The following is an 18818-nucleotide window of genomic DNA, read 5'->3' as shown; positions in this document are numbered from 1 at the left end:
TACGTTGGCTCTCTTCTGAAAAAGAAGGCTGCAAAGGTGATGCCACATCTAGCCTGTCAATCTCTGCTCCCGAAGTTGTCGTTCTCTTTTTTGCTCCATAACATGCTGGCAGTATAAGCCCACCAGCATCAGGTTAAGAGCGCATATGGAAAGCCATCCTCCCAAGCTAATATCAATCTGCAAATAATCAAAATCGGAAAAAGACTTGCGCTCAAAGCGGGCTGCCACCATGTTTCCTACCTTCTTGACAATGGGTACAAAATCGGTGAGCTGGTGTACGTTCATCATGTAATCACGGACCTCTATTTTTAGCAGTTCCACTTCACTCCACGAAAACGGGTAAACCCATAGCAGTTCATTGTTTTCGTTGGTAGAGAAGGCTACGACAAAATCGTTTTTGTTCCCGCCCTCCCATTTGTCCTGAAGCGCGAAGCCATAGTCCTGTGTTTTATTCAAGCCCACATTAACAAAAATCAAATTGACCTGCTTCCATGACTTGGTTTTTCCCGGTTTTTCCGGGTTGGGTACAGGCTTGTTCAGTTCAGTGTTCATGCTCGCCAGCATACGTAATGCCTTTGCTTTGTTAGGAACCTGACCGATAATACGGTGAATATCAATATAATTGAGTACAGCCTTGGGGTACTCCGGCAGGTCGGAGTATTGCTCCACGTCTATATCCTTATGTCTGAAAATGGAGTAGGAAGCCTGTACTTTGTTCAGATAATCATGCGTCGAAGCACTCGGTGTGCCATAGGGCCAGAACCATTTCAGTGTCGCGGTATTGTTGGGCCAGCTATCCCCAAACGTGCTGCCATCGGGCGCACGATCCACACGAATCCATCCGTCATCTGTGGTATAAATGGAGTTTTCCGCTTTGTGATGCTCCCAGTAGCCGCTATGTCTCGTACACTTCTCTTTACCATTACTGTCTTTACTACAGCTTTTCCTAGGCGGATGCCACTCATCCCACTCTTCCTTATGGTGCCAATCTGTGACTTTGCCGGACCATACCTCGGTATCCCAAGTCTCTATGCGGAAATCAATGTAGATCGTCACAGCCGTCAATACAGCACTGAAAATAGCAGTCCAAATGATCGTTTTCCAGCGGGTCCCGGTCAGTAGCTTCACTGGAATCAACCCTACGAATATGATGAGAGGGATAAACCAATACATACAATGATCCCCCTATTTCAGACGGATTTCATCCGCTTTCTTCTTGGTAAAAGCATCCTCGGTTTGGTCAGAAGTTACGATATATTGGGACATATCATATGTTTTCATATTAGTCAGGGAAGCCATAATAAAATGTACCTTGATATACGTGTTATATTCCCGCACGATATCCATCATTTGCTTCTGGTTGTTATCAAACTGCTGGCGACTAGCGGCAATTTCACGCTGTAGATCCGTATAAACAGATGTGGCCAGACGGGGATTTTGTTCATGCACCGCTTGATACAGCAAATTCGTATCATTATATCGTCCGGTAATCATTCCGGTATATACCTCTTTGACCTGTCCAGCCTGTAAATCCGTGACCTGCGTCATTTCCTTAAATTTCTTCCACATATTATCGTAGCTGGACTGGTTCGATAGATATTGAGCCTCAATTCTTCCTTCCAGCTTCACAGCCGTATTCCGGTGACTCCAGATCGAACCTACCGTAATCACGCAAAATAAAATAATGACGCCCATAAATATAGCAAAACCAATCAACACTTTTCTTCCCATTCGTCATGCGCTCCTTCTATTGTTGTCATTCATAGAAAATGTGTATTACTTTGTATTTTATCGGTAGATTCCTGCGTGGATATGAATAACACACCTTATCGGATCTACTACATAATTACATGACAAAAAGAGCTCCGATCAACCCGGGGCCCTTTCCGTTTTTGTTCATTCTCGTTTCATTTCGACCTTCAGACCAACCTGTAAATCAAGGGGTGTATATATTCGGCTGCGCGGGCTTCGACATCCCTTCTCCCAGATAAAACCCAGTGTGCGGCGGCTGATTATAGGCCAAGTTCTGCCACGCTATACTCAAACGATACAACGGATCATGCATAAGTGTATAAAAACGATACTCTGACTCATACGGCGTTGTGTAGATTCGTAGGGCGGAATTGTCGCTTTTGCGCCAAATCACTTCCTCGCGCCAGTCGCCAAACAGATCAGCCTGCAAGGATGGTGTTCCTTTCGTTCCGTTATTGGAGCTGGTGCCTGTAGCCGTAAGCAAATTGGAGGTAGTCGAGTTGGTATAGTTCCACTTGTCGATTTTACCAGCGCTCGATGAGGTATGATCCAGCAGCTCACGCAGCAGATCGCCATCCCACCAAATTCCAAAGTTAATGGAGGACGGCAGCGTATTCGTAATAAGCTCTCCTTTAGCCGAACGCACGCCGATCCCCGGCGCCCATTGCTCGTTTCCTTTTGTACGGGGATCAATGTCTGCCGACATGCCTCTCCCGGTATCCTTGCCTGTATTTACGCCCCATAAAATGTTTCCATTACGCGGGTCATACATGGCAGCGCCGTAGGTCGCATTTTTGTCCTCGTTTACCTTGAACACTTCATAGCCTGAACGGTCCGGGTCCAAATCTCCGACATGAAGCGCATCCCCATGTCCCATGCCCGTGTTAGCCAGCTTCGCTCCGTTATCGTCCACCACCAGCGAACCGTACACAATTTCATCCTTATCGTCTCCATCCACATCCGCCACACTCAAGCTATGGTTGCCCTGTCCGGCGGTTCCGGCATTGATCGAGCTGCTGCTATCAAAGGTCCAACGTCGATTCAAGCTACCATTACGCCAATCATACGCGACCAGAACCGTTCGAGTGTAATACCCCCGTGCCATGACTATGCTCGGCCGTACACCATCCAGATAAGCAATCCCGGCGAGAAAACGGTCCACCCGGTTGCCATAATTATCTCCCCAGCTGGATACCGTTCCCCGTGGCGGCACATAGTCAATTGTGCTGAGTGCTTTGCCCGTATCGCCCGAGAACACGGTCAGAAATTCGGGCCCGTCCAAAATATAACCACTGGCATTACGATAATCCGCCGAAGCGTTGCCGATGGTTACACCTGTGCCGTCTTTAGTGCCGTCTGCTGTTTTGCATACGATTTCCGCCTTGCCGTCTCCGTCAAAATCATAAACGAGAAATTGCGTGTAGTGCGCTCCAGCCCGAATGTTCCGGCCCAGGTCGATTCGCCATTTGCGTGTTCCATCCAGCTTGTAGCCGTCCAAAAATGCATTTCCCGTGTAGCCGGATTGCGAATTGTCCTTGGCATTGGAAGGGTCCCATTTTAACACAATCTCATACTCGCCATCCCCATCCAGATCACCTACACTGGCGTCATTGGCATTGTACGTGTAGCTCACATTATCCGGGGTTGTACCGCCTGCAGGCTGCTGGATGGGAACATCCAGATAGTTGTTGCTCCAAACCTTTACCGCAGGAGAAGCAGCCTGTTCTGTTCCATTCACCACGGCACGAACCGTGTACGAAGAGGAAGTCGTACCTGTCTTGTCCAAAAAGTTGGTTTTCGACGTAATCGGCGCATCATTGACCTTGCTTGTCCCTCTGTACAGATTGAAGCTGACCGAATCCGCTTCTGTGCCCAGCAGCCGCCAGCTCACCAGCACGCCCTCTGGCATCTTGACCGCAACGACTCCCCGGTTCAGCTTTTCCATTTGCCTCGTAGATGCAGCAGAGACCTGGCTATCCATCGGGGGGACTGTTCCACACAAAATGACACCGAGACAGAGCAACGCGGTATACCGAAATCTTTTTTTCATCTGAATCCTTAACTCCTTTCATGGTTTGTTTTTTCAATAAATTTATTTTATCTGACTGATAGATTATTGTTGTTTAAATTTTATGTTAGCGCTTACATGAAAGTAAAGGGACGCATTCGCCCTTTTTGTTCAAAAATCCGAGCTAATGCTTTAAAAATCAGAGGTCCATGAATAAGCGTTCTTCATCCGCTATGCTTTGGATATCCTCTGAGCTAATGCTGATATATTGATAGCCTTCTGCCTGTTGTTTTTTCAATGCCATTTCTTTCATAAAACGTGGGCTGCCCTCCCCGGCATCCTCGTCATAAACGAGCAATAAACCATCGGTTTTGCGGAAAAGCAGTTCATCCCGTGCCTTGAGCTGCCATATTCCCTGATAAGGCTGGCGACTGACGACTCCCACATAGTCAACTCCCTCACAAATCTGCTGAAAATACTCCTTTTTATCCTCCTTCCACTTTTCCTCCATATTTTGATAGGCCACCATAATCGAGCATTTTAAGTGAGGATACTGCTGCTTCAGTGAAATTGCTACTTCACAGGCCCACAGATCCACTCCGTACTGACCCGGGGTAATAATCCACTCCAGTCCTTCTTCAATCAGGGGAATGAGCCTGCCTGTGATCGCCTTTTTGATATATGGAATGCCTTCGTGCTTTTGGTTGAAAATATTCAATTCATGGGCACGGTAGCCCGAAACGAGCAAATTTTTCATCATCTCAACGTCCTTCTCGAATGGTCATAATGGTTATTGTACCACTTGCAAGGAGGCCGCTACATCACTTAGTTCTTTGGAGAGCTGAGTGGATATGTCCAAAAAGACGAGCCTCGATCCATGTTTGCTGGATGAGATTCGTCTATTGGAATTCGCTACTGGTTTCGTGTTCATGCCGATCTAATCGGTCTGATCGCAACAGCCGCACTGGCTCAAGCGACATGTACAACACCCTACCGTACATTTCTGAAAATTCCATTGAAAAATTCTAGGAACTACTCCCTATGAACATTATTCATTTTCATATCAGCCAACTTGTGGGGATTGCATTCATTCCAAATGGTGTACACAAAAAAGTCGAAAGAGCTTAAAAAGCTCTTTCGACTTTAAGTGGTTTATTCTTTAATCAATTCAATTCAATTCAATTCAATTCATAATTCAATTACTCAAAAGGATATCGAAGCCCCCACTGTGCGCGAATCTGATCCATCAGCTTCATAATGCCCAGTGATTCATCCAAAGATATCGTGGAACTTTCGAGCAAGCCTTCATTCAGGCAGCGCCCCACTTCTTCTGCTTCAAAGGCATACCCTGTGGAAGCTCGGTCATCCTGAAAGGTTTGTACCTCTTCGCCGTCCACATGTAAAGTAGCCGACGTGCTATTCAGGAAAGATGGAATGCGGATATATCCCTTTGTGCCATGGATATATGCCTCATTCGTCAATCCGAGACGAACCGCCCCATTGAGCACAGCCGTACGTCCATTTCCGTAATCCAGCAGGATGGAAAACGTCTCGTCAACACCCGTTTCCCCGATATGAGCGGTACTCCATACATGCTTGGGTTCAGGACCGAACACCATCGAAGCAAAAGAAACCGGATAAATTCCCGTATCTAATAAAGCACCTCCGCCCAAATCGGGGTTCAGTAGCCGTCCCTCGGGATTCCAATCTACGCGAAAACCAAATTCCGCCTTAACCAGCTTCACCTCACCAATTCGTCCCGCGTCTATCCACTCCCGCACTTGCCGAATCGGAGGCAAAAAGCGTGTCCACATCGCTTCCATCAGGAATAGCTTATGTTCACGTGCTAAGCCGATCAGTTCCTCCAGTTCCCCACTATTCACGGTGAAAGGCTTCTCACACAGAACGGCTTTCCCCGCCCGAAGAGCCGTCAGAACATTTTCTTTATGAAAAGGATGAGGAGTGCCTATGTATATAGCATCTACCTCGGGATCTTGAGCCAGTTCCTCGTAGCTTCCATAAGCGCGTGCAATTTGATGCTTGGCTGCAAATTCGGTAGCGCTTTCAATAGTGCGTGATCCTACAGCGTACCCTTCCCCGTTCGTAACATGCGCCAAATCCGCGACGAATTGATCTGCAATCCATCCTGTGCCGACAATTCCCCATTTGATCTTCTTGCTCATACTTGTGTCCCTCCCTGCAATATGGTCAACGTTGACTTACACAATCCCCTTTATTCTAGCAAACGCCTGCCAGGAACAAAAGAATTATCTGGGCACAAATAATGAAGCCCTGCCACACGGATCTGCATGGACAGGGCTTCACGCTACTTCAATATGAATCTCTATATCACAGCTTCTATCCTACGCCTGAAGCTGCGTAAGAATTTGCGGGTCCTTGATTTTCTGATCCTCAGCCAGCAGTACAATTTTGGATAAAATCTCGGCTGTTCTTGGATCTTCATCCAGGAACGGCAGGAAGATGCGCCCACGATGCTGCGAATGCACCGGAATGATATGCAGCGCTCCCTTCGCCTGCTTGTAGACACCGCCGCTTCCCAAATGCACCGCATATTCACCAAGACTTCCGTCTACGCGCGCATAATTGCCATCCAAACGTACATTACTGATTTTCAGCAAACGCAGCGATTCCTGCACAATAACGCTGCGCATTTCAAGGGTCGTAAGACTGGCTTCCGGATCAACACCGCCCACATGGGCGACACTGACGACCAAATCTACATCCCGCATGACTTCCGAGAACAGCACGGGAGGAACTTCCTCCAACGGCACACTCTTATACGTTGTCCGATCAAAGAATTGCACCGTCTCCAGTGTAGGAGCCTCGGTATCGGCTGGTGAGAACCAATCTGCCATCGCGTACAGGTTAGCAATCAGGTTTTCGGCATAATACACCTTCTGTAGTCCTTCCTCATAGCTGACCGTCCACTGGCGACCTTTCAGCAGGGCTACCGTCTTATTCGGCTGTACCTGATGTCCTGCATATCGACGGGAAACGGTGGCACTTGCACGTTCATCTGCATTCGGCAAATACAGCTCACGGAACACCTGTTTAAACGGCTGCCGAATCTGGCGGTCAAATAAATCCTTCTGGAAGTCGCTCCAACGACCACTTTCATACAAATGGAGCGGATGAGCGATGATCAGCTTGTCCTCTTCACCTACAGGATACTGTTGACCCGAGGGATCAGCCAACCCTGATGTATCTTCATTGAAATATCCCAGGCGTTCTCCAGCCTTGAAAACTAGCGTCCGCACCAACGGAGCAAGCACAGGGTTGCCTAATAATCCCGTTAACTCCTTCATCATAAAGGCCGTGCCGGACTCCATAGAGCGTTCCAATTCCTTGCGGGCTCTACGGTACTGATCTACCAGATCGCCTTTAAGCTCCTTCAACGCAGCAACATACTCATCCTTCTTGAAGCGAGCCGGAATAGATTTCAGCGTCTTCCCTTTGCTGACAATCTCAATATCTGCCGTTCCTTCCTCATCAATGACAAGCTGTATCGTTGTAGCCTCTTCCAAAGCATGTGGCTCAAAATAAGACCGGAGATCCTCCAGCTTACGGGCTTCCATATCCCACACAAGCCGGGTTACATCATCATAGCCTGCGTTACGTGCCAAATTCCCAAGCGCAATTCGTGAAACCAGAGCTTCACTGGCCTTACGCTGTGCCCCAAATTTTTTGCTCTGTTCCAGAAACTTCTGGATGAAGTCATAACGTTCCCGTACATCTGGTTCAGGAGGTTTCACAAGAGGAATCAGACTGTAGGTCAGCAAATGTTCCTTGTTCCGTTTGTCTTCCACCGACTTTTTCATTTCACCCAGTCTCAGCTTACCCAGCGTCGCATCCGCAAATAACTGGGATCGGCGATGATTGGCTCCAGCCGAAATATATTTGGCACAGTCGTACAGCAGGTCAAATCGTTCCTCGCCCAACGTCTCATAGGCCTCATGAAACCAGTGAATATCGAAGGCTCCATCATTAAAATCCTGCGGAGCAATCGGCGAATAATGAGCTACAATCGTTTCCTTCTCGGCGGAAAAACCTTCATTGATATGCGCATGGAAGTACCATGCAGCACTGCGAAGACCTTCCCATCCAAGATAACCTGCTACAATTTCAATCCACTGTGGAGCATACATTGCCGCCTCCAGCAGACGTTTATCCGTAATTTTAGCGTTATTCAGCTTTTCCTTAAGCAAAGCAGCATCCTCGCCATCACGCGGATAACATGCCTTGAGCAGGTGGCTGAACGATTCTTTTTTGGTGATACGATCACCGTAGCCATACACATAACCACGCACGAACGTTTCCTTGTCGAGTCCCTCCAGAATACGAATGAAATAATCCATCCCTTCAATCCGGCTCAAGCCCATCACTTTTGGCGTGGCCTCGGTAGGCAAATCACCTCGAACCAATTCAACCTTCAGCAGTCGGTCAATAACCGTACGCCGTATTTCCAAAAATTCCGGATTGCTGGCAATCCATGTATTGCGGGCATTCGTTAAGGAACTCATATGTCTTCTGCTATCACTGCCAGCCAACAGTTCCCGATACACTTCTCCTACACCGATCAGCCCTTTTTCATACGCTTTAAAATAATCCTCCAGATCCAGCGGTGAATAAAAGTGATTTAATACAGCTGCCAGTTCATTATAGTTAACAAAAGTATGGAAAAAACGTTTAAAAGACTCATCATCATATACACGCCCTTTCTCCAACCCGATCCACGGGCTGGACAGCAGGTGCAGCATTCCCATGTCCTCAGCAGGTCTGCCCTTGGGCATAGCTTGCATCAATATATTCAACGAGAAATCAATGGTATCAAAGGTTTTATCACCGGGAGTGTCCAGAAAATAAGCATTAATCAGCGTGCTTACCTGATCGTTATACGTCAACTCTGCTATCCATTGCTGCATCTCGTTAATTCGATCTAAAGGATACATTTGTTCAGCGAAATCTTTACGCCATCCTTCCAGCAGCTTGTGCTTTCTCAATTCTGAATAGTCCATGTTATGATTGGAGAAATAACGGTAGTAGCGATCAAGTGTTTGATCCATAGAATCCAATCGGTCATATAAAACAAGCTCTAGCAGTTCACTTGCTTCCATGTCGCTCTCCTGCAAATAACGACTCCATTCCTCGTGAAGAGGATATAAAGACAGCATGGGAACTGCTTCCTCATTAGGCTGAGCCAAGCGTACGGTACGAAAATTAGCGCCGATTAGCAGCGTTTCTTTGTAGCCCGAATAATACTCAGCAGTATATTCTACATCACGATGCTGGTGGACAAGTTCATTCAGTCCGCTCAGGAACCGCTTCATCTTCTCCAATGAACCCACAAAAACATCACCCAACCGGAAATCACCCAGATCCGGCTGCTTCTCCAGCCAAGCCTCCTTGGCAGCAGGCTCGTACAAGCCAAAGCCGTTTGTCCCCGTATAAGCATCCTCCTGCCCCAGCTTGGACAGCAGTTGTTCCTCCTTAGCCGTCGGCTGCTGAATGATATCTGCTAAAGGCTGGATCGTTTCATACTGCTCGGCACGCTCGGGATCTGCATAAATCTTCGTCAATATTTCCAGTCCGCCCAATCGTTGCAGCTCCGCCTTTGCCCGAAGCAACCGCTCCAATGAACTATTCAGAGACTTCTCCGGCTGTGCCAGTAGTACACCAATGACACTTTGCCGCAGAGAACCTGTCTTGAGCTTCAATAGCCCCTCCATTTGCTGCATTTCCTCTTCCGCCAGCGTCAGCTTGTGCGCCTTGGCAACAGCGAACTCGCGAATGCTCATACTTTTGTCGGACAGGCTTGAGAAAATAAATTCACGTTGCACCGTATCATCCGGATTCCGCACAAATTGATTCAGCAGCTCGCCACGCAGATCAGGGCTCATTTGATCCTTTAAGGCTATGATTTGTCCAATCCAGGTCGCATCCATATCATAACTGACGAGATACAGCATTTTTTGAATCGGTGCATCCGAACGGTGATAAACGTTTACAAAATCCAGCACCTTGGAGGGCTCGGCAGACTCGCCTTTTTTCATCTTTGCAAACAGAGCATGAAGTCGCTCAAAATCCTTGCGTCGCTCTTCTTTATTCTCCAGTAATGGAGTATGCACCACTTTAACGATTCGATCCGCGACCGTCCCGCCTTCTACCCATTCGTAAAAATAATTACTTGTATAGTTCGTCAATACCCAATATTGAAGCTCCGGGTCCGCCTCATTCAGATATTCTCTGGCAATCCCCAGACGCACATCCTTGTTTTCACTGTTAGAGAGTACATAAAGCGCTACAATCTTCTGATAAGGTGCTCCCTGTTCCATGACTTGTCGAACTTGTCCATACAGATCACGTTCCTCATGTACTGCGGTAGCCCACAAGCTCATATATACCTCATTGGCATTCGCGCTAGTCAGCCATTCCTGACGCAGCTCGCTATTCGTCAATGCTTCATACGCCTGCTCAATCAGTTGGCGAACCACCCGCTGATTAGCAGACTCCAAGCCCATGCCTGTCCATACCGCAAGCGCCCGTACCACCGAGCTGTAACGAATGAAACCCTGGTCGATCATCACCTTCAACAGATATACAAGAGCCTCCGGGGTTCCTTCATCCATTTGCTCCACGATGCTTTGGCGCAATCCCTCCTGAAGCTTGGCAGCTGCCAAAAGCTCGCCGACCATATGGTAATTCTCCTTTTGATGGCTCAAGAGCATTCCTTTTATCATGGCACGCGTAAGAAGCGCAGTCTGGTTATCGCCATAAATAATACCTTTAAGCGCCTCCAACACCTGCGGATTACCGTTGTCCAACTCATAGGCTATCCAATCACTAATCGCCTCTTGAATCCGATAGTCATTCCCATGTTCATAATCCTTTTTCGTTAAATAATCTATAAGCGAGAAGCCGATCCAGTCCATTCGGATAAGCTGCACCATTCTTTTATAAATCCGCGACGTATGGAATGTGATATCCGAGGTACGGAACGGTTTACGCTCATACCCTGTACTGTAAGGATATTCAGTCACATGCTCCGTTATATATGCGAACACATCCCCAGCCGTTGTTCCAATCAACTGACGCAGCACCTCTGCCAGTGGCTTGAACAGCGGCTCTCCGCTTGCTTCTGCCTGTACTTTTAATATGCGCTGGCATTCGTTAAAAGGCTCCTCATTCTCGCGTATGTAATGAATTCGACCCAGTTCCATAACATGTTGGGCCAATTCCTGTTGTTGTCCATCCAGTTGCGCCGCGCGCCCCTTCAGTTCGGTGAAATATTCCTGCTCATTTTTCTCCTGATGCATATTTCATTTCCCCCTCTACCATAGGCTTCCGGCCAGCATTGTGAACCGTATAAATACAATCTCGTTTCCATCCTCAAGCAACAAAGGGGCATCCAGCACAGCGGCTTCCTCATCACGTACAAAAACTCTGTACAACCCGTCTTCAAAAGCCTGCATCGCCGTGTTTACTGCATCCTCCACATCAGGAACGCCATCATTATAGATGGACCCGAATCCTACCTTGCCTGTCTCGCCCTGCGCCTGAACCTCCTGCCCTGTGAGGAACGGAATCAGTGCGACACTCTCCTGCTTTTCACGCAATCTGCGGACATTCAGGACGACGGTAGCAGCAATCAGCTCTCGCAAAGTTTCAGGGGCAGGATTCAGCTCTATTTCCTGTTTTGCGAGTTCCGGCTTTCTTTTCCCTAAACTTTTTACAGTTACAGCCAGTTTCATGCCGTTCCCCTTCTTTCCTTGCTTCCACTTTTGATCCGTTGTCAGCTGAATTTTTTGACCCCTACAAAAAAACTGTTAACAAAACCAAAAACGAATGCTTGTTCGTATATTTATTTTAATATGCTCGCAAGCAATACTCCATCACCCTTAATGACTAAAATTTATAGCAGTGTATGCACCCTAAAACCTTAAAAACTAAGACTTTATACCCTGTTTTCGCTAAAAAATATCCATATAAAGGATATAAAAAAAGACCTGCACAAGGAACTCCATCTGCTCATCACAGACTTCATTACCTTATACAGGCCACAACTCATCATAAAACAACGTTTCAACTCTCGTTTTCACTTAAAATGCTGGAATGACGCTGTCCTTGTAATTATCCTCGAAAAATTTGCGAACCTCTGGACCCGTCATTCGCTTCGCCAGCTTTTGAATGGCTTCCGAATCCGCATTATCCTTGCGCGCTACCAGATTAATGGAAAAGTGAGTATCATCCTTTTCAGTAATTAGCGCGTCCTTCTTCGGTGTCAGGCCCAGTGGCTTGGCATAAGCGGGATACATGGCAGCCATGTCCACATCATCCAGCGACCGCGCCAGCATCAAGAGATCCACTTCTTTGAACACAAACTTTTTCTTGTTTTCAATAATATCAGCCTGTGTAGCATTATAGCCTACGCCTTCTTTAAGCTTGATCAGACCGTTTTGCTCCATCATCACGAGAGAACGTCCGGTATTTGCTGGGTCGTTGGCAATTGCAATCGTCGCACCTTCAGGCAGGTCTTTAATTTTCTTGTATTTTTTGGAATATGCGCCATAGATGGCGTTGTAAATCGGTTTGACTGCTACCAGATCAGACTTGTTGCTTTCATTGTATTGTTGCATAAAAGGAGCATGCTGAAAGAAGTTTGCATCCACTTCATGGGCTGCCAATGCGTTATTCGGCTGGATATTGTCCGACAGCACAACGATTTCCAGATTAACTCCGTCCTGCTTGAGCAATGGTTTTACGATATCCAGCACATCCGTCATCGGTGGAATCAGTGTCGCCACTTTCAAAGTCACTTCTTTTGGGGAAGTCGCTTCTTTAGGCTGTGTTTCTTGTGCCGCCTGCTTTTGACCGCCGCATCCGCCAACCAGCAGCATGACGACAGCAAATAGTGTAAGTAATTTCAGGTTAGTTTTTATGTTGTTGTTCCGACTCATTAGGTGAGAAACCTCCAAGTAAATTTATGATTGGGAAGAGGAAAATGAGTTACAGTGGAGCCGCTTCGCGTGCAGATTGTTCTTCCGATCGCTGTTACCCCCGGATTTTTTTCATTTAGTAGAACATTATTAGGTAAAAATCCGGGGGTAAAGGCGAACGCTAACGCTTCTTTAGAACAATTCTGCCCGCTCCGCTTTTGAGGCACTGTAAAGTCATTCTCATTTCCCATAGTGGGTGGTGCAAGTGTATTTCAATAAAGCATCCGTCTTAACGTAGCAAGCTACAATATACTATCGCTTGTCGATCCGGCGGGAAATGGTGCTTCCGGTGAACTGGATTGTTTGCACTAAAATAATCATGACAACGATGGTGAACGCCATCAACCCGGTTTCAAAACGCTGGTAACCGTAGCGAATGGCGAAATCGCCCACGCCGCCGCCGCCCACAATGCCCATCACCGTGGAGTAGGAAATGAAGCTGATGGTGGACGTGGTCAAGCCAAGTACAAGCCCGGAACGGGCTTCCACGTACAAAAATTTAAAAATAAGCTGGAGGGTAGACGCTCCCATAGAAGTAGCAGCTTCGATTACACCCTTGGGTACATCCAGCAGTGACTGCTCCACCAGCCTTGAATAGTAGGCAATGGCTACCACTGACATGGGAACCGTAGCCGCCATCGTACCCAGTGCCGTACCCACGACGAGACGTGTAAATGGAATCATAAACACGACCAGCAACAAGAACGGGAACGAGCGAATCACATTGACCAGACTGTTGAGTATGGTGAACAACAGCCGATTTTCATATTTTTGCCCCTTGCCGCACAAATACAACATCGTTCCTGCCGGAAGCCCCAGCAGCACGGCTGCTGCGATAGAAATACCCACCATGATGAACGTCTCTCCGATGGCCTTCCATATCTCGGACTGATACTGCACAATAATGCTCAACGTTTCATTCACAGGCTTCACCTTCTCCCGCTTTTGAACTGTCCGATGGACCGCCTACAGGCTGCGTTGAGAGCAGTCGCCCATCCCGCATCTCCGAAACGCGGCTACAAATGCTCCGCACCACGTCCATATCGTGCGTTACGATCACAATCGTAACCCCCAGTTCACGGTTGATCTCCTGCAACACGCCTAGAATATCCGCCGTTGTCTGCGGATCAAGCGCTGAGGTCGGCTCATCACAAAGCAGCACCGCAGGTCGATTCGCCAGCGCTCTGGCAATCGCCACACGTTGCTTCTGGCCTCCGCTCAGTTGTGCTGGATACTGCTCTGCTTTGTCAGCTAAACCGACGAATTGCAGGCATTCGCGCACACGTGCTGCTCTCTCTTTTTTCGGGACGCCTGCCAGCTCCAGCGGCATTGCCACATTGCCACTAACCGTACGGTTGTGGACGAGATGATAATGCTGAAAAATCATCCCGATGGATCGCCGCGCTTCACGGAGACGTTTTTCCGGCATGCGGGTCAGCTCGTCTCCATTTACAACCACATTTCCCTCATCCGGCTGTTCCAATACATTCATCAGCCGAAGCAACGTTGACTTACCGGCACCGCTGGCACCTATGATACCGTGAATTTCCCCTTCCTCCACTTGAAGGGACACGGATTGAACCGCTTGAAATGGGCCGCTTGAGGTCGTATAATGCTTGCTTACCTGATGCAGCATAATCATGAAACTGGCCTCCTGATGATCCATTTCTCAGGGAAAATGTAATAGGCCCGCCAGCCCAGTCAGGTCTGTACGAGCCGTCAATTCCCATTGCATTAATATAACACAGAGCAGAAATCGGGCAAAGCCTTTTGACAGCAAATTAGCGCACATCCCACACGCCCACATAAGGAAAGCGGATACCGAGCCCCCAAGCCAGCGTAAGCATCACCACAAAATAGCAAATAAACACACTATCTACAGCCGAATAATGGATCGCATAATAGTACGTGCGCTTGGTTTCATTGGCAAACCCCTTGGCCTCCATGGCAATAGCAATTCGCTGGGCGCGCCGGATGCTTTGAGCCAGCAGCGGAATCGCATATCTGCGGAGCGTAGCATACATATTCCATTTGGACACATGCTGATGTACACCCCGAATGCGGTGGGCATGTCTCAACGTTTGGAATTCCTCCAGCATCATTGGCATCATCCGCATCGCCGCCAAAAAGCTGTACGCATATTTCGGAGGAAGCCTCCATTGCTGCATCAGCGAATAAAACAGGTTTACCGGGCGTGTCGTCAAACCAAATAATAATCCTGCCGCCGCCATACTCAGTGCACGAAATCCAAGATGCATTCCCCGATAAAAGCTTTCCTGCGTAATATGGATCAGGCCCCATGTCCACCAGGTCGTCACCCCTTTGCCGAACATCATCATGCCTGTGGAGGTTGAAATAAACACCAGTATAAAGGGAGAACCATACAGCAGCAGTCGCTTCCACGGATGGCCTGACCAGACGAGCAACAGCAGCATAGCGCACGCTACATTGAACATCACGTTCGGATTGTGAATCAGAATGACGACCACGAACAACAAGGAAAACATTACAAGCTTTAATCCCGGATTAACCCGGTGAAGCCATGTTTCATGATGGGGAAAAGACAGGTTCATGCCGCAGTTCCCCCTTCTGTATCCGCCATATATCCGTGCAATATCGACGGACAATTTCCGGGTCATGCGTGACCATCACAATCGCCGTGCCCGCCGCTCTAAGCTGCTCCAGCATGTCCAGCATGACAAAGGTATTGCGGGCGTCCTGCCCAAAGGTCGGCTCATCCAGCAGTAGCACGGCTGGCTCACGGATCATAGCTGTGGCAATGCTCAGCCGCCTTTTTTGCCCCAACGAAAGCTGATACGGATGACGTTCATCCAGCCGTTCCAGCCCGAACTGTAAGAGTATTCGATCCACTCGCTCCCGGCGCTGTTTATCCGTAAACAAGCTCTCCGGCAACGAATACTCCAGTTCCTTCCGTACGGTATGCGCTACGAATTGCAGCTCCGGATTTTGAAACACGAACGCGATACGCTCTGCCAGCTGTTCCGTACCGCCCGCCTCTTTTCCGTCCACACTGTAGCTGCCCTGCGTTCGGATTAAGCGCATCATGGAGAGCAGCAGCGAGCTTTTACCAGCCCCATTTTCACCGATCACACCAATCCAGTCCCCCGGCTTCACCTGTGCTTTCTCCACATGAATGACCGGGCTCGAACCCCGAAGGCCGCTAAAATGCTCCAGCTCCAGTATAGGAGTACCCGCAGCCGCCTCTTCTACCTGATGAGAAATATTTAACTCATTCAGTTCACAGAAGATGTGTCCCTGTGCCTCTTGTTCACTCCAACGTGGTGAAGATGCCTCATTCCATACGCCCGGATACCATACACCGTAATCAGATAACGCCTGCCGATGCACATGAAATACCTCTTCCGCAGTTCCGTCTGCCATGATTTCCCCTTGAGCAGAAAGCACCACAATCCGATCCACATCATGGACAATTTCATTTATTTTATGCTCCACAATCACTAGCGTCTGATCTGCTGAAATGCGGCGAATCGTATCCCACACCTGTGCGGTGCCTTCTTCATCCAGCAAAGCCGTCGGCTCATCCAGAAAAAGCATCTCCGGCTCCATCGCCAGCACTGACGCAATCGCCAGCCGTTGCTTCATGCCCTGAGACATGCTGCCAATCGGCATATGTATCTCATCCGTTGAAAGACCGACCTGCGTCAGCAGCTTGCGGATACGAGACGGCATTTGCTCACGGGGAACCTGATTATTTTCCAATACAAAAGCCAGCTCCTCGTCCGCATACGACATACAAAACTGCGTATCGGGATCTTGGAATACGACACCCGCACACTCCGGAATGACAGCAGCATCACATTTCATCGGCATTTCTATCGTGCGCGGAATCAGACCACTCAGCACCTGGAGCAGCGTTGATTTACCGCATCCACTCGGTCCGAGCAGCAGCAGCTTTTCCCCTTTGTGGACGGATACAGACATGTTGTGAAAAAGCAGCTCCTGCTCACCGGGAAATTTCAAACGAAGACGGGTGACCGACGCCACCACATCTTCGGCTACCCAGCTCATTAGTCCAGCCCCTTATAGTCCTGTTCCGTTGCAGGTCTCAAGGTGCGTGTCACCCCGGTGACTTCCAGCGCCTTAGCCAGATAGAACGCGAACACCCCGGCAATCACAATACTGCCAATCAAGCGGAATCCGACATACAAAACATAGTTCCAGGTCGAAAGCTGATCAATATACCCGTAATTGAGGTCCAAAATCAGGGAGGCTATAGCCGATCCAGCCGCAGCCAGCGAAGTGACCCACAGGTTGGCGTTCCGATACAGAAAAGCCGCAAAGAACAGCTCTGCTCCCAAACCTTGCAGCAAGCCGTAGTACAAGGTGGACATCCCCCATTCACTTCCCAAAAAAGCACTGACCGTTGCCGCTGCCACCTCTGCCAAAATCGCAACTCCCGGCTTGCGGATAATAAGATATGCGAATGTGCCCGCCATAAACCACATGCCATACATCAATTGCTCGGCGTTCAGCCCAAGCGGTTTCACCAGATCATACGCAGGCCCCCATATTTTATAGACCAACCCAAACACAACGGCGATCACAATCGTGACCAAAATATCCGTCAGCTTCAATCCTTTAGACGCTTGTACAGCAGTATTCATGATGATGTACTCCCCTTTTCCCTTAAAATGGGCCTCGTGGCCATGAAAAAAAGCTTGTCCGGAGCTGAATCTCCAGGCAAGCTTTATGCGCAGTAAAAGGTGGATCACCATACAAAACATCATTCGTCGATATACCTCATACAACCAATAGCCTAAGCGCAGCCGTCTAGCTTGATTATAAGATATGAACCGAATCTATCGACAACCGCAAAACAAGCGGCATTCCTGTATAGTGTTCTAGGTTTCTCTACGCTGGCATTACCCAGATCAGATTTCACGGTCGATGGCAAGGGCCACCCTCTCAGCCTGACTTTCTCAAGCTCCCGACAATGCTTTTTAATTCACTATAATGTACACCACATCTATTGCTTTGACAATCCTACAATCCGGCTTGCCATACTTCCTTCACCGCAGCGCGGAACAAATCATCCAGTTGCTGATCACGTCCACCCTCCATATGCTGGAGCAAAGGCGCCTTTTGTTCAAAATAAGCTATTTGCTGCTGGATATAATCATTGACCACAGAAAGCTGTGGCTCAATATCCAGTTCCTCGCCCGCTTTTTTACGTTGCAGCAAATGTCCGATCACCTGATAAAGCTCTGTATCTGCCGGAATTAATTCCTCCAGCAAGTCTTCGAATTCCATCGGAGGCATACTGTTATAGCGTTCAATCCAGCCACACGCCAGCAACGGGCGCAGCACATAAAAATACTTTTTAATCTTCACCTGTTCTCCTTGCAAATAATCCCGATAGTTTCCTCGCGCCATATTCAGATAATGATACATACAGGACTTAGGCGAAAAAGTTAACGGCGATATAGCGCGAATCTGTTCTGCCACTGAATATGGCTCCAGATAGGGAATCGGGGATTGCAGCCATTCCAGTAAAGGCGGATTGGACTTGCGAAACAGATTGAGCGACTTTTTCAAGTCCCAGCCGTTGATATCCAGCAAATCGCTGATTGGACGCTCAATCACATCCCGTTTATCAAAAATGGACAAATACCACTCCACCGGCCTTACATAAATAAAACGCACATCGTAGTCACTATCCTGTGAAGGAAATCCCCACGCCCGACTGCCTGATTCACAGGCATATACAATACGCACCTGCTCCTCCTGCTCCAAAGCACGCAGCTCCTGCAATATCGTTTCACGCATTTCCGGTCTGATTGAATTCCGTCCATGTTTTATATCTGTCATGCTATTCCCTCCCTAACCACCGCTTTTATATCTTGATATTTCCTGAATGCTCCACATTCATTCTACGCCCCGTCTTGGCTGACGGATTCTACTTGGTATTTATATCATCCTATATTTTGCTTGCCGCGAACATGGCGAAAGTATTACAAGGATGAATAAATTCCCTTTTTCCTGCATCTCTTCCCTGTTAGAAT

The 18818-nt window shown here is 48.2% G+C and carries 14 protein-coding genes; all 14 read right to left on the bottom strand.

Annotated features, from left to right (window positions below; all coding sequences use genetic code 11):
• Positions 1-48: 48 nt before the first annotated feature.
• Positions 49-1173 carry a hypothetical protein gene (locus ACIFO6_RS17515; protein WP_430042367.1) on the bottom strand — a complete coding sequence of 375 codons (1125 nt, stop codon included), beginning with the start codon at positions 1171-1173 and terminating at the stop codon, positions 49-51.
• A gap of 12 nt (positions 1174-1185) precedes the next feature.
• The gene (locus ACIFO6_RS17510; protein ID WP_430042366.1) at positions 1186-1731 is read right to left on the bottom strand and encodes a hypothetical protein; all 546 of its coding nucleotides are present in this window, start codon (positions 1729-1731) and stop codon (positions 1186-1188) included.
• A 205-nt stretch (positions 1732-1936) separates the two neighbouring features.
• Positions 1937-3733, bottom strand: coding sequence for a rhamnogalacturonan lyase (locus tag ACIFO6_RS17505; protein ID WP_430042490.1), 1797 nt, complete (start codon positions 3731-3733; stop codon positions 1937-1939).
• A gap of 226 nt (positions 3734-3959) precedes the next feature.
• On the bottom strand, positions 3960-4517 hold the full coding sequence (locus ACIFO6_RS17500; protein ID WP_044646637.1) for an SLOG family protein: 558 nt from the start codon (positions 4515-4517) through the stop codon (positions 3960-3962).
• A gap of 442 nt (positions 4518-4959) precedes the next feature.
• Positions 4960-5943: a Gfo/Idh/MocA family protein gene (locus ACIFO6_RS17495; protein ID WP_430042365.1), complete on the bottom strand. Its 984-nt coding sequence runs from the start codon at positions 5941-5943 to the stop codon at positions 4960-4962.
• A gap of 180 nt (positions 5944-6123) precedes the next feature.
• Positions 6124-11094 carry a DUF4132 domain-containing protein gene (locus tag ACIFO6_RS17490; protein ID WP_430042364.1) on the bottom strand — a complete coding sequence of 1657 codons (4971 nt, stop codon included), beginning with the start codon at positions 11092-11094 and terminating at the stop codon, positions 6124-6126.
• Positions 11095-11109: 15 nt separating this feature from the next.
• The gene (locus ACIFO6_RS17485; protein WP_430042362.1) at positions 11110-11529 is read right to left on the bottom strand and encodes a hypothetical protein; all 420 of its coding nucleotides are present in this window, start codon (positions 11527-11529) and stop codon (positions 11110-11112) included.
• A gap of 348 nt (positions 11530-11877) precedes the next feature.
• Positions 11878-12735, bottom strand: coding sequence for a MetQ/NlpA family ABC transporter substrate-binding protein (locus ACIFO6_RS17480; RefSeq protein ID WP_430042360.1), 858 nt, complete (start codon positions 12733-12735; stop codon positions 11878-11880).
• A gap of 291 nt (positions 12736-13026) precedes the next feature.
• The gene (locus tag ACIFO6_RS17475; protein ID WP_430042358.1) at positions 13027-13698 is read right to left on the bottom strand and encodes a methionine ABC transporter permease; all 672 of its coding nucleotides are present in this window, start codon (positions 13696-13698) and stop codon (positions 13027-13029) included.
• Complete coding sequence (locus tag ACIFO6_RS17470) at positions 13691-14416, bottom strand: methionine ABC transporter ATP-binding protein (protein ID WP_430042356.1); 726 nt, start codon at positions 14414-14416, stop codon at positions 13691-13693. Before ACIFO6_RS17470 ends, ACIFO6_RS17475 begins: the two co-directional genes overlap by 8 nt.
• 139 nt (positions 14417-14555) lie before the next feature.
• Positions 14556-15347, bottom strand: coding sequence for an energy-coupling factor transporter transmembrane component T family protein (locus tag ACIFO6_RS17465; protein WP_430042355.1), 792 nt, complete (start codon positions 15345-15347; stop codon positions 14556-14558).
• A complete protein-coding gene (locus tag ACIFO6_RS17460) occupies positions 15322-16824 on the bottom strand; it encodes an ABC transporter ATP-binding protein (RefSeq protein ID WP_430042353.1) in 1503 nt (500 codons plus the stop codon). Before ACIFO6_RS17460 ends, ACIFO6_RS17465 begins: the two co-directional genes overlap by 26 nt.
• Positions 16824-17420, bottom strand: coding sequence for an ECF transporter S component (locus ACIFO6_RS17455; protein ID WP_430042351.1), 597 nt, complete (start codon positions 17418-17420; stop codon positions 16824-16826). The genes ACIFO6_RS17460 and ACIFO6_RS17455 overlap by 1 nt, the downstream gene beginning before the upstream one ends.
• Before the next feature lie 379 nt (positions 17421-17799).
• Positions 17800-18624, bottom strand: a complete 825-nt coding sequence (locus ACIFO6_RS17450) for a nucleotidyltransferase domain-containing protein (protein ID WP_430042349.1) — start codon at positions 18622-18624, stop codon at positions 17800-17802.
• Positions 18625-18818: the final 194 nt, after the last annotated feature.

The organism is Paenibacillus sp. NRS-1781, assembly GCF_050467745.1.
Taxonomy (GTDB): domain Bacteria; phylum Bacillota; class Bacilli; order Paenibacillales; family Paenibacillaceae; genus Paenibacillus; species Paenibacillus terrae_A.
Note: the sequence above shows the minus strand (reverse complement) of the source record. Positions and strands in the feature narration are given on the sequence as shown.

Excerpts from the sequence above, each read along its gene's own strand:
- ACIFO6_RS17465 (WP_430042355.1), bottom strand. The coding sequence starts at position 15,347 with ATGAACCTGTCTTTTCCCCATCATGAAACATGGCTTCACCGGGTTAAT.
- ACIFO6_RS17495 (WP_430042365.1), bottom strand. The coding sequence starts at position 5,943 with ATGAGCAAGAAGATCAAATGGGGAATTGTCGGCACAGGATGGATTGCA.
- ACIFO6_RS17515 (WP_430042367.1), bottom strand. The coding sequence starts at position 1,173 with ATGTATTGGTTTATCCCTCTCATCATATTCGTAGGGTTGATTCCAGTG.
- ACIFO6_RS17470 (WP_430042356.1), bottom strand. The coding sequence starts at position 14,416 with ATGATTATGCTGCATCAGGTAAGCAAGCATTATACGACCTCAAGCGGC.
- ACIFO6_RS17460 (WP_430042353.1), bottom strand. The coding sequence starts at position 16,824 with ATGAGCTGGGTAGCCGAAGATGTGGTGGCGTCGGTCACCCGTCTTCGT.
- ACIFO6_RS17490 (WP_430042364.1), bottom strand. The coding sequence starts at position 11,094 with ATGCATCAGGAGAAAAATGAGCAGGAATATTTCACCGAACTGAAGGGG.
- ACIFO6_RS17480 (WP_430042360.1), bottom strand. The coding sequence starts at position 12,735 with ATGAGTCGGAACAACAACATAAAAACTAACCTGAAATTACTTACACTA.
- ACIFO6_RS17485 (WP_430042362.1), bottom strand. The coding sequence starts at position 11,529 with ATGAAACTGGCTGTAACTGTAAAAAGTTTAGGGAAAAGAAAGCCGGAA.
- ACIFO6_RS17505 (WP_430042490.1), bottom strand. The coding sequence starts at position 3,733 with ATGGATAGCCAGGTCTCTGCTGCATCTACGAGGCAAATGGAAAAGCTG.
- ACIFO6_RS17500 (WP_044646637.1), bottom strand. The coding sequence starts at position 4,517 with ATGAAAAATTTGCTCGTTTCGGGCTACCGTGCCCATGAATTGAATATT.
- ACIFO6_RS17450 (WP_430042349.1), bottom strand. The coding sequence starts at position 18,624 with ATGACAGATATAAAACATGGACGGAATTCAATCAGACCGGAAATGCGT.
- ACIFO6_RS17510 (WP_430042366.1), bottom strand. The coding sequence starts at position 1,731 with ATGGGAAGAAAAGTGTTGATTGGTTTTGCTATATTTATGGGCGTCATT.
- ACIFO6_RS17455 (WP_430042351.1), bottom strand. The coding sequence starts at position 17,420 with ATGAATACTGCTGTACAAGCGTCTAAAGGATTGAAGCTGACGGATATT.